The sequence below is a fragment of the Blautia sp. AF19-13LB genome, assembly GCF_003479105.1.
Classification (GTDB): Bacteria; Bacillota; Clostridia; order Lachnospirales; family Lachnospiraceae; genus Fusicatenibacter; species Fusicatenibacter saccharivorans.
On sequence record NZ_QUGO01000037.1, the window covers coordinates 1 to 12,538 of the forward strand.

Annotated in this window: 11 protein-coding genes and 1 pseudogene; all 12 read left to right on the forward strand. The window is 41.6% G+C overall.

The genetic code is table 11. The annotated features are described in order from the left end of the window. The coding region (locus DWX32_RS18655) for an IS200/IS605 family accessory protein TnpB-related protein (RefSeq protein ID WP_243037635.1) at positions 1–680 on the forward strand (680 nt) is incomplete at its 5' end. 442 nt (positions 681–1,122) lie between these two features. Further along, a complete protein-coding gene (gene yfcC / locus DWX32_RS18660; RefSeq protein ID WP_022462924.1) occupies positions 1,123–2,643 on the forward strand; it encodes a putative basic amino acid antiporter YfcC in 1,521 nt (506 codons plus the stop codon). A 15-nt stretch (positions 2,644–2,658) separates the two neighbouring features. Further along, positions 2,659–3,807, forward strand: a complete 1,149-nt coding sequence (gene iadA, locus DWX32_RS18665) for a beta-aspartyl-peptidase (RefSeq protein ID WP_118660836.1) — start codon at positions 2,659–2,661, stop codon at positions 3,805–3,807. A gap of 134 nt (positions 3,808–3,941) precedes the next feature. Continuing rightward, a complete protein-coding gene (locus DWX32_RS18670; protein WP_118660838.1) occupies positions 3,942–4,724 on the forward strand; it encodes a J domain-containing protein in 783 nt (260 codons plus the stop codon). Continuing rightward, entirely contained in the window at positions 4,709–5,101 is a 393-nt protein-coding gene (locus tag DWX32_RS18675) for an HIRAN domain-containing protein (RefSeq protein WP_118660840.1), read from the forward strand. Before DWX32_RS18670 ends, DWX32_RS18675 begins: the two co-directional genes overlap by 16 nt. A gap of 46 nt (positions 5,102–5,147) precedes the next feature. Continuing rightward, on the forward strand, positions 5,148–6,047 hold the full coding sequence (locus DWX32_RS18680; RefSeq protein WP_118660842.1) for an endonuclease NucS domain-containing protein: 900 nt from the start codon (positions 5,148–5,150) through the stop codon (positions 6,045–6,047). A gap of 90 nt (positions 6,048–6,137) precedes the next feature. Beyond that, positions 6,138–9,128, forward strand: a complete 2,991-nt coding sequence (locus DWX32_RS18685) for a DEAD/DEAH box helicase (protein ID WP_118660844.1) — start codon at positions 6,138–6,140, stop codon at positions 9,126–9,128. Position 9,129: 1 nt separating this feature from the next. After that, positions 9,130–9,531 carry a (deoxy)nucleoside triphosphate pyrophosphohydrolase gene (locus tag DWX32_RS18690; RefSeq protein WP_055221463.1) on the forward strand — a complete coding sequence of 134 codons (402 nt, stop codon included), beginning with the start codon at positions 9,130–9,132 and terminating at the stop codon, positions 9,529–9,531. Positions 9,532–9,603: 72 nt separating this feature from the next. Beyond that, a pseudogene (locus DWX32_RS20785) lies at positions 9,604–10,237 on the forward strand (class I SAM-dependent methyltransferase). Next, positions 10,198–10,788, forward strand: a complete 591-nt coding sequence (locus DWX32_RS18700; protein ID WP_243037636.1) for a hypothetical protein — start codon at positions 10,198–10,200, stop codon at positions 10,786–10,788. Before DWX32_RS20785 ends, DWX32_RS18700 begins: the two are co-directional and overlap by 40 nt. 105 nt (positions 10,789–10,893) lie before the next feature. Beyond that, a complete protein-coding gene (locus DWX32_RS18705) occupies positions 10,894–11,763 on the forward strand; it encodes a DUF5677 domain-containing protein (RefSeq protein WP_055221459.1) in 870 nt (289 codons plus the stop codon). A 415-nt stretch (positions 11,764–12,178) separates the two neighbouring features. Further along, positions 12,179–12,538, forward strand: a 360-nt coding sequence (tnpA, locus tag DWX32_RS18710; protein WP_243037637.1) for an IS66 family insertion sequence element accessory protein TnpA, incomplete at its 3' end; no start/stop codon positions are given.

A 12,538-nucleotide genomic window follows, 5' to 3' on the forward strand; every position in this document is an offset into this window, starting at 1 on the left:
GCATCAATACGGATGCAGTCTGTACCATCATGCGTCCAGACGGAACTATCCTGGGAAGAGAGTTTATTAACTTTCCCAGTGACAAAGACCGGATGTACCGTGTGCTGGGACGGATTCGAAGATTTCAGCGGGAACATGGATCGCGTCAGGTGCAGGGAAAATGGGCATATGCAAAACGTCTGAATACAGAGCTTGGCAGAAAAATTGCAAGGGAAATCGTTCTGTATGCGTCAGAAAAGAAGGCAGATGTGATTGTTTTCGAATATCTGGAAATGAAAGGAAAACTTTCCGGGAAGAAAAAGCAGAAACTGCAGATGTGGAGAAAACGTGATATCCAGAAACGGTGCGGACAGCAGGCACACAGAAAGGGAATCCGAATTTCCCGAATCTGTGCATGGAACACGAGCAGGCTTGCCTTTGATGGATCAGGAGAAATTGCCCGTGATATACGGGATCATCGTCTGTGTACGTTTCAGACCGGAAAAAGATACAACTGTGATTTGTCGGCATCGTATAATATCGGAGCAAGATATTTTATCCGTGAAATTTTAAAACCCTTACCGGAAACGGAAAGGTCTTTGCTGGAGGCAAAAGTTCCTGCAGTAAAGCGTAGAACCTCATGTGTTTATGCAGATCTGAGAGAACTGATTTCAGAAATGGAACTGCGTAAAGTAGCATAAACACAGGCAGATATGCAGTGGATTACCTGTTATGTGGAAACCTGCCGTATCCGGCATGGAAGAAGCACATATCTGTGCAAAATCTAAGTAACAGGCGTATCCGCCGATATTTGGTCTGCCGCCTAAAGCGGCCGGAAGCACGTGACTTTAGTCATGTGAGGTTCACAAGCTCGCTTTCTGTATTAGATTTGTATTACTGTTAGAACAACTTTCCAAGTATAGCATAAGAGACGGGGAGCAGGAAACCCTAAAAGGAATTGTTTGTCTTTCTATACAATTATGTTATGCATGACATTGCACACAGCCGGCAGAAAAATCCGAATGGAAAATTTTTCTGTTACTTTTTTGATTTTTTCAGTGACTTTCCTCTATGATCTATGGTACACTAATCCATGCGTGTTAAAAACGAGAATAGAATATCAAATGGAGGAAATCTCAAAATATGAGCAAAAAGAAAGGCGAAGGCCTGAAATCATTCAACAGGGGATTTAACGTGCCGGATACCTACATTATCATCTTTTTTGTGGTGGTTATCGCGGCCGTCATGACTTTCCTCGTCCCGAAAGGCTATTACGAGACGGAGGATGTCACATACCTGATGAACGGGGTAGAAAAAACCCGTACCGTCATCAAAGACGGAAGCTTCCAGTATCTGACCGATGCTGCCGGAAAACCGGTCACAGAAGGCGTTGCACTGTTCAGCGGCGACGGCGGAACCGGATTTTTCAATTACATGTATAACGGAATTATCAGCAGCTCCGCCATCGAAATCATCGCATTTCTGATGGTAGTCGGCGGCGCTTTCGGTATCATGATCCGCACCGGAGCCGTTGAAGCCGGTCTGATCGGCCTGATCCGTAAAGCAAAAGGAGCCGAAAAACTGCTGATCCCGGTCCTTTTCGTCCTGTTTTCCCTCGGCGGAGCCGTGTTCGGAATGGGAGAAGAGGCCCTTCCGTTCACCATGATCCTCTGCCCGCTGTTCGTCGCTGTCGGATACGACACCGTCATTGCCGTGCTTGTTACGTACGTGGCAACACAGATCGGCTTCGGATCTTCCTGGATGAACCCGTTTTCCGTCGGAATCGCACAGGGAATCGCCGGCGTTGACGTCTTCTCCGGCGCAGGTTTCCGTATGGTGATGTGGGTCGTATTCACCGCTCTTGGCTGCGGCATGACCATGTTCTATGCAGCAAAAGTCAAAAAGACCCCGGAAATCTCCGTTGCCTACGAAAGTGACCAGTATTTCCGTGATCAGAACGAAAAAACAGGCATCGACGAGGGCCATTCCTTCGGCATCGGCCATATCCTAGTTCTGGTGACACTGGCTGTTACCGTTGTCTGGGTTATCTGGGGCGTTATGGCAAAAGGTTATTACATGGCCGAAATCGCAACCCAGTTCTTCATCATGGGAATTGTGGCAGGTGTGATCGGTGTCATTTTCCATCTGAATGACATGAAAGTAAATGATATTGCCGTTTCCTTCAAAGACGGCGCAAAGGACCTGATCGGTGCGGCACTCGTTGTAGCGATGGCACAGGGCATCATGCAGGTGCTCGGCGGTTCCGATCCGACCACCCCGACCGTTATCAACACCATTATGTACGGCATTTCACAGGCCCTGGCCGGTCTTTCCGGTGCAGCCGCAGCCGTGCTGATGTATGTGTTCCAGTCGGTCTTCAACTTTTTCGTCGTATCCGGCTCCGGCCAGGCGGCGATCACCATGCCGATCATGGCACCGCTCGCGGACCTTCTCGGCGTATCCCGCCAGACATCCGTCCTTGCGTTCCAGCTCGGTGATGCCTTCACAAACCTGATCGTCCCGACCTCCGGCTGCCTGATCGGCTCCCTGGCGATTGCAAAAATCGAGTGGTCGAACTGGATCAAATTCATGTGGAAATTCTTAGGGATACTGATGATTGGAGCAGTCATTACGATTTTGATTGCGGTTGCCATTGGATTTTAAGAGGAGTGAGAGAAAATGATATTATTTCAGAATATAGACGTCTATGCGCCGGAATACCTCGGAAGAAAAGACGTTCTTACGGTGTATGATAAAATTGTCAAGATCGCAGATGCCGGCACGATAACGGCAGACGGCCTGCTCTTTGGCGCGGAGACCGTAGACGGAACCGGACTTGTCCTGACACCTGGCTTTGTCGACTGCCATGTTCACGTGCTTGGCGGAGGCGGCGAGGGCGGCTTTGCCAACCGCACCCCGGAGGCGACGATGGAAGGCCTGAACAAGTTCGGTGTGACAACCGTTGTCGGCTGTCTCGGAACTGACGGCATTGGCCGTGACATGTGCGCGCTCGTGGCAAAAACAAAAGGCCTCCGGGAGCAGGGCATGTCCGCCTGGTGCTACACCGGCAGCTATCAGGTTCCGGTGCGTACACTGACGGATGGAATTACGAAAGATATCATGATGATCGAAGAAATCATCGGAACCGGCGAAATCGCCATCTCGGACCACCGATCCTCACAGCCGACCTTCGAAGAATTCGCCCGACTGGCAGCAGACACGCGCCTCGGCGGTGTTCTTTCCGGGAAAGCGGGAGTGATCAATGTCCACCTTGGCGACGGTGCAAGATGTATGGAGCTGATCGAACGCGTCATCAGCGAAACCGAAATCCCGGTCAGCCAGTTCCTCCCGACCCATGTCAACCGGAACGAGAAGCTGTTCCAGAAGGCAATTGAATACGCCATAAAGGGCGGCGCAGTCGATTTCACCGGAAATGAAGAGATCAATTACTGGGAAACTGTCTGTGATGAAGTCCGCGTGTGCAAAGGAATCCGCCGCATGCTGGATGCAGGCGTGAACCCGAAACACATCACCATCTCATCCGACGGTCAGGGCAGTCTGCCGATCTTTAATGAAAAGGGAGAATTCCTGCGGATGGGCATGGGCCAGTCGAGCTGTTTGCTGAAAGAAGTAAAAGAATGCGTGGAGAAAGCGGGAATTCCGCTGGAAACCGCAATTTCGACGATTACGGCAAACCCGGCAGAGATCCTGTCACTGAAAGGAAAAGGAAAAATCCAGGAAGGGTTTGATGCAGATCTTTGCGTACTGGATCAGGGACTGGAGATTCAGGAAGTGATTGCACGGGGGAAGAGCGTGTATCGGAAATAGAAGAGAGATTAGAGAAGAGGTTACGGCTTGCGTGGAGCTGTAGCCTTTTTCTTTTTGGAATGGTATTTTAGGTAACAGTACGCTATAATCATATTAATCATATTTCAAAATAAGAAAGGTCCAAAGAGACGGTAATGGATGAAATCATAAAAAGTACAGATAACAGATATTCAGAATATGAAACGTTATTATTTTTAAGGGATAAACTGCGAAAAGAAGCGTATGCCTGGAAGAACAGATATCTGGCTGAATTTGGCAATCTGATCACAGCGGTATTTGAACAGAAAATAGCCTGCATCAAAAAGAAAAAGACCATATCTTTCTGCCAGATGGCCGTCAATCGTGGAAAACCGGTGGATCAGGCGGAACTGCAGAACTATCTGTCACAGGAAATGAAAGAGTACAATCGAAAACTTTCTGAAATGATACAGGAAAATGAGATTGCGCATAGTGGAGAAATCATCAGCGAAGAAACCGCGGCAAAAATAAAAAAGTTGTACTACAGACTTGCAAAGCAGATTCATCCAGATATGAATCCGAAAACAAATGAGATACCGGAACTAAAAGAATTATGGCAGAGGATTGTAGTTTCTTACCGTGCAAATGATCTGGAGGAGCTGGAAGAGGCGGAAATTTTGGTAAATAAATTTCTGGTAGACCATCATTTAGATGGGAATGAAATCAAAATACAGGATATCGACACAAAGATAGAAAAATTAAAAGAGCAGATTCAGAAGATCAAAGAGACGAATCCTTACCAATATCGATTCCTTCTGCAGGATCAGGAAGCGGTTCAAAACAAGAAGCGGGAGTTACAAAAAGAACTGGAAGAATATAGGGTATATGAGCAGGAGCTGGATCAGCTTCTGGAACAGATGATGAAAAATGGGGTGAGTTTTCTATGGCGGATGAATTAGAGATTAACAAAGGCGGGGTAGTATCCCTGATCGACAATCATGAACTGGGAGAAATTTTAAAACCACTGGTTAGAGAAATTTATTTGTTTAATTCCTATGTGGCGGGAACGACACATCTGGAAGATCAGAGCGTTTTGGGTGAAATAAAAGAGGAAGATGATCTGCTTCTTCAGCGCGAGGACAATAGATTTGATCAGAATGCGATTCTGGTTCTTACGAACGAGAGGCGAAAACTGGGGTATATTCCGAAAAAAGATAATGTAGTATTTGCAAGATTGATGGATGCAGGGAAACTGCTGAAGGCAAAAATAACGACAATTGAGCATAGAGGGGATTTTACGGAAATTGGGATTGGGATCTATTTGGTGGATTTTTGAAAAATGGAGAATAATTAAAAAATAGACAGGAACAGGAGAATATGTGGTGTCGGAGATAAAACTTTTTGAAATCGGAACTGTTGTGAAAGAGCGCACCTCTTCCACGGTATTATTGGAAAAACAATTGCAGACAATGATAGAGCAGAATATGGAGACATTTTTCGGCATTCGCTTTCTGAAAAGTGAATATGCGATCACTTCGGGAAGAATGGACAGTATTGGAATTGATGAAAATAACAGCCCGGTGATTTTCGAATACAAGAGAAGCATGAGTGAGAATGTAATTAATCAAGGACTATTTTATCTGGATTGGCTTTTGGATCACAAAGCGGATTTCAAACTGCTTGTGATTGAAAAACTGGGTATGGAAGTAGCAGACCAGATTGATTGGTCGGTGCCTTGTGTGATTTGTATTGCAAATGATTTTACGAAATACGACGTGCATGCAGTGAATCAGATGCAGAGGAATATCAAGTTGGTGAAATATCGGAAATATGGGGAAGATCTGTTGCTGTTTGAGCATCTGAACACACCGGTGGCAAAGCCAGTAACGGAAACATCAACCATTTCAACAACAAGTAGTACATACACACAGAAAACACATTTAGAGAAGCTGTCATCAGCAAGCAGCCATTTCAAAACATTATATACGGCGCTTTGTGACTACATCGAATCGCTGGGAGACGATCTTGTTCCAAACCAATTGAAGCTGTATTTGGCCTATAAGAAAGTGCAGAACATTTTCTGCATTGAAATTTATAACAAACAGATCCTGCTCCGAATGAAACTCAACCCGGACACTGTTGAACTGGAAGAAGGATTCACAAGAGATACCCGCGGGATTGGACATTACGGAACGGGGGAGCTAGAAGTGTCAATCAAGACGGCAGAAGACTTTCAGAAGGCAAAGAAGCTGATTGATCGGGCGTATCAGGAGACGTTATAAAGCATGGTAAAAACTGGAAAATGATGAAAAAATTTGAATTGTAAAGTAAAATACGTTACAATTTAAAGTTAGAACAGAGAGGATGAAACGGTGAAAGAAGAAATAATACAAAACATAAATCAAGGGGTGGAAGCAGCCTATATCAATGGAAATCTTGCTTCAAATCTGGAATATAAACCGAGTTTTATATCAAACAATCCAGAAGAGGGTAAAAAAGTTATTTCTTCTATTGAAGAAGAGCTACTTCGCTGTGAACAATTCCAGATTAGTGTGGCATTTATCACAATGGGAGGAATTACGCCCCTCCTGCAGACGTTAAAAGAACTCGAGCGAAAGAGAATCCCGGGGCAAATTCTTACAACGAACTACTTAGATTTTAGTGAGCCAAGAGCGTTGGCAAAACTGAATGAATTGAAAAATATTACGCTAAAAATGTATGATGTGGAAGCTGCCAATAATGGATTTCATACCAAAGGATACATTTTCAAAAAAGAAGAGGTTTATAGAATTATCCTTGGCAGTTCCAATATGACAAGTGCAGCACTTACCAGCAACATAGAGTGGAATACAAAGATTATATCGACGGAGCAGGGTGAAGTAGCAAGTGAGATTGTAAAAGAATTCAATTCGTTTTGGAATTCAGAGTATGCTTTGGGTTTTGAAACCTTTTATGAAATTTACAAAGCACGCTACGAGATCATCAAACATCAACGAGAAGAGGCTAAAAAAGACAGGATTCCGTCTTTTGAAAAATATAAATTAAAGCCGAATTCCATGCAGGAAGAATTTATTGTTAATCTTCGAAAAATCATTGAAAAAGGTGAGAAAAGAGCATTATTGATTTCGGCTACGGGAACTGGAAAAACATATGCATCAGCATTTGCAATGCGTGAATTAGGTTTTAAGAGAGTATTATTCCTTGTTCACCGGGCACAGTTAGCCAAACAGGCCAAGAAGTCTTTTGAACGAGTGTTTAATAATTCTGTTTCTATGGGCATCGTAGGTGATGGAAAACACGAATATGGCTGTGATTTTGTATTTGCTATGGTAGAGACGCTAAATAGAGATCAGCATTTGTTCCAATATGAAAAAGATGCATTTGATTGTATCATTCTCGATGAGGCGCATCATAGTCCGGCGAATACGTATCAGAAAGTAATGAACTATTTTGAGCCACAGCTATTTTTAGGTATGACAGCAACTCCAGATAAACGGGATGATCATATAGAAGGGCGAAATGTCTATGAACTTTTCCATCATCAGATCGCACATGAAATTCGATTACAGAAAGCAATGGAAGATCATTTGCTGTGTCCTTTCCATTACTTTGGAATCAGTGATATTGCACTGATAGACGATAAAACATTCAAAGGAAAGAATCTTACAGAGAAGGATTTCAATCTTCTTACAAGTGAACAACGTGTGGACCACATCATTGAGCAGGCACAGTATTACGGCTATAGCGGAGAACGCGTGAAGGGACTGATTTTCTGCAGTAGAAATAAAGAATGTGAAACCTTGTCAAACATGTTCAATGAGCGTGGTTATAGAACACTTGCACTTAGTAATGAAACGCCGCAAAAGCTTCGAGAAACAGCATTTGAACGTTTGGCTATGAAAGAAGAGGATGCAACGGAGGAATTACAGCCCTTGGACTACATTTTCTCTGTAGATATTTTGAACGAGGGAATTGATATTGTTGAAGTCAATCAAGTCATTATGCTTCGTCCAACACAGTCACCCATTGTTTTTATCCAGCAATTGGGAAGAGGCTTGCGTAAGGCGGAAGGAAAAGAATATGTAGTGATTCTGGATTTTATCGGAAATTACAATAATAATTTTATGATTCCCGTCGCTTTATCTGGGGATAATACCTACAATGCGGATGTGATTCGGAAATATGTGATCAGTGGAAATAGTACCATTCCGGGAGCATCTACCATTCATTTTGATGAAATAGCAAAAGAAAAGATTTTTCATGCGATTGACTGTATCAAACCAAGCACCTTGAAAGAATTGATGAAAGAAGGATACGTTAATCTGAAAAACCGTCTCGGAAGACGTCCAATGCTTTTGGATTTTTATGAAAACGCGGAGATGGATCCTCTTGTAATTATTAAGGAATACAAAACTTATTATTCTTTTGCAGAACAAATGGAGAAAAATGAGCAGCTGTTTCGGCTGTCAGAACAGGAAAAGACAACACTGGAATATTTGTCAAAGACGATATTAAGCGGTGTAAGACCAGATGAATTGGAGATTTTGCGATTATTTTTAGAAAAAAATCAAATTACATATTCTGAAGTTATCGATAATTGCAGAGAACGATATGGTTATGAGATAACAACGCAAAAGATTGATCTTGCATGTGATGTTCTGAAAGGCAAATTTGTCACAAACAGCACGGAAAGAGAGAAGTTTTACCAGATTGATATTCTGGAATCAGATGGAGAGAACCGTTTAAAGAGAATTTTGAGCTATACAGAGCGCCTGGCACATAAAGATTTTTATGATCAGGTCCGAGATATTGTAGCTGTTGGTTTGGCTAGATATCAAGATAAATATGCAAGGCCATACAAAAAGGAAGTACCATTTGTACTTTATGAAAAATACTCAAGAAGAGATGTCAGCTTACTCATGAATGCAGGCAAGGACTTGTCGTCAACAATGTATGGAATGTCTCAACTGGGAGACGATGTTTTCATCTTTGTTACGTATCATAAAGAGGAAAACACGGATGAAGAAAAAGAATACGTTGATGGAAAACCAGATTATGCGGATGAATTTGTAGATAACGTAATTTTCAGATGGGATTCTCAGATTGATAAGAAATTAGATGGTGCCTATATGGATAAAGTTTTAAATACGCCGAGAAAGCATCTTTTTGTTCAAAAGACGGATGCAGAAAACAATTTTTTCTATATGGGAGAATTTGATGTCTTGGAGGCTCATGAAGCGGAAAAGAAAAATAATAGAGGTGTATTAAAACCGATTTGTAAATTAAAATTTAAAATGCAAACAGCAGTAAGAGAAGATTTATTGAGATATTTGCAGAGTGGAAAAGCAGTGGAGGAAAAGTAAAATGAAAACAATCAGAGTTGTTGCAGCAGTAATAAAAGCAGTAAATAAAACAGGAGAATCCATTATTTTTGCAACCCAGAGAGGTTATGGAGAATTTAAAGGCGGCTGGGAATTTCCGGGAGGAAAAATTGAAAAAGGCGAGACACCACAGGAGGCTTTGAAAAGAGAAATTATGGAAGAGTTGGATACAGAAATAGAAGTGGGAGAATATATTGATACGATTGAGTATGACTATCCGGCATTTCACCTTTCTATGGATTGTTTTTGGTGTGAAGTTTTAAATGGAGATCTCGTATTGAAAGAACACGAAGCGGCAAAGTGGTTGACGAAAGAAAAACTGAACGAAGTAGAATGGTTACCTGCAGATATTACATTGATAGAGGAAATTAGAAAAGGAATGTAGGAACAGAAAATTAGGACATATTTCACGAAAAGTGTTGTCGAGTAGAAAAATGAGTGAGGGTGGAAAGAAACTATGACCTTGGAGCAAACAAAAAAATTTACAGAGCAGGACGAAAATACACTGCAATATTATAATCAAAATGCGACTAAATTTATTGAAAATACAAAGAGTGTTGAGTTCCATTCCGTACAGGATAAGTTTCTTTCCTACCTTTCGGACGGCTCTTATATTTTGGATTTTGGCTGTGGATCCGGACGCGATAGTAAATATTTTCTGGAAAAAGGTTATCGTGTCGATGCGGTAGATGGATCGGAAGAAATTTGTAAAATTACCAGAGAATATGTCAAAATTGAAGTGAAAACAATGTTATTTTTCGGAACTTTCGTTCGTAAATAAGTATGAGGGGATATGGGCGTGTTCTTCTATCTTACATCTTTCGAAAGACGAATTACAAGATGTTCTATATAAAATGATGCGTGCCCTAAAGAAAGAAGGATATATTTATACTTCCTTCAAGTATGGAGAATATGCGGGATATCGTGAAGAACGATATTATACCGATTTTACAGAAAATTCTTTTGCGGCATTTATAAAAGACTTTTCAGAAATAAAGATAGTAGAATACTGGATATCGAAAGATGTCCGTCCGGGTAGGAGGGAGGAAAAGTGGTTGAATTTGATACTTCAAAAATCGGATATAGTTTGAAACTGGATGGGAAATATTACAATACATTAGATATTGAAGGGTTTTCACACATGATGAGAGATCCGTCCTATTGTTACAAGTTTTATTGGTTGGAAGCGATTGTCCAGCTTATTGCGGAAGGCGTAAAAGAAACCACTTTTGATGCGGTGATCGATGAAATGATTTGCAATGCATGGTACTCGGTCCGCGAGTTTCACATCCATCTGAGCGGAATGCCAATCGATGGACAAGTAAAAGATGGATTGGAGAGAGCTGTAAGTAAATTATCAGAACTCAGCAATCTGCCTGCAAATGCATCCAAGGTAGAAATTAAAAATGCGATTAAAAAGTATGCACTGGAATTGAAAACATCAAAAGAGCAGCTCACCAATATGGTTCCATACAGAGCTCTTGCAGGATTTTTTGATAGAGCGGAAGAACCAGCAGATTGGGGAAGCGTACGGCGAATGACGGAATATATTGAGAGAATTAATGAGCACGTTGTGATATTACCGTATACACTGGGAACAGGGAGTAAGCTCAAAAAAGAAATATATTTTCAGCCATCTTAGGGAATTTATAGGGTCTGACCACCTTACGATTTTCCAGGCAACAAAAAATGCTGCATTTGGCAAACACCTAATTATCCATATTGCAGTGAGAGGAGGTATGCAGATATGAATGGAAGTCATGCACCAGAATTGACGGATTTATTGAAAGAGATTACAGAAGATATTGCTAAATATGTAATTAAAGAAGGACAGCCTATCATTTTGATTGATGAGTATTCTTGGTATACAGAAGTGCTTTCATTGATGGCCAAACAGGTGAATTTATGTGATAGTTGTATTTTGCTTTTGGAAAATGGGATGGAACAAGAGGCTTACCTTTTGGCAAGAAGTCAGTTTAATAATGCACTATGGATAAAGTATTTATGTGAAGCTGAAGAGGGAGACAACACAAGACTCAAAGAATTCTTCTATCAACCAGACATAAACCAACTCAGGTCAAATCAGAATTTGAAAAAAATGATACGAGATTTTGGTGATACATTAGATGATAGATTTAAAAATGCAGAAACAATCACTAAATTAAACAGAGGCAGTAGGGAGATTCGCAAAGTATTAAAAAGAGAGAATCTTGGAGAAAGCCCAAAGAGTATCGCAGAGTTGGCCAAGCAAGATCCGATTTTATTTGGAATGTATATCACTTTATATAATGAAGGCAGTAAATTTGAACATTCAGATATTAGTACAACAAAATTATATAGAAAGCAAGCTGCAGAGGGTTATCCAACCGATCAGGTATTTATATTTGATTTGGGAAAATCAAATAAGGAAGGCTGGTTCAAAGTTTTCCAGTATTCGCAAATGAGCTTGTTTTTTGCTTTTGACAGCATTTGCAAACGGGTGAAAGAAAGAGAAAGTCAATTGTTTGAAGCAACTCCTTATGGAAAGGGAGCATATTCAGAAGAAAATTTTAATAGAATTCTTTTGAAATTTAATGCCTGTATGAGTTTGTATGAAAAACGTGAAAATGAGCAGTAAACTGTTTGGTGAAAAGTAGTGTGGTTGTGGTTTGACGTTAATCCTCAATAACCAATACCTTTTCATTTTACCACATTCCTGAGATAATTACTCTCAACATTTCTAACCATAAATTCGTGCAATTCGCTCGATTTGCGCGATTAGTGTTACTTCTGCCACATTGGGGTCTGGTACTCGAAAGATATAGCCGAAACCGCAAAAGCCAACCAGCTGAAACCGTAGACACAGACATTGGTACCTGAACCTGCGAACACATAATCAAAAAGCAGCTTTTTGATTATTGAAATGGGTTCGTCCCTTCGTTTTGCTTTGTAAGCGCCAAGTATTCCTGCGGATTTTCAAATCCTCAGATTTCCCCTATAATTGCAGCTGATAGATACTTAGATTATTTCACTACAATTATGGAGGATAGGTTATGGCAGGTACTCGCAAGACCCGCGTTCCGATGGTGGAACAGATCAGACTTATCAATGAATGCCGTCAGAGCGGCATGACAGATGCTGACTGGTGTCGTGAAAACGACATTGCAGTAAGCACCTTTTACAACTGGGTCAGCCGTTGTCGGAAAACAGCAGCGGATCAGATCCAAGCGGCGAATTATGGTCATCTTGAGGTTCCACGCCCGAAACAGGATGTGGTTCCCATTGACATTGTTCCGGATCACATTCCGAAACAGCATACCGCATCGCAGATGCTGAATTCGAACCTTGACAATTCACATACGATTGAAGTTTCTATGAAGGATATCACAGTCCGCATCAGCAATGATGCGGAT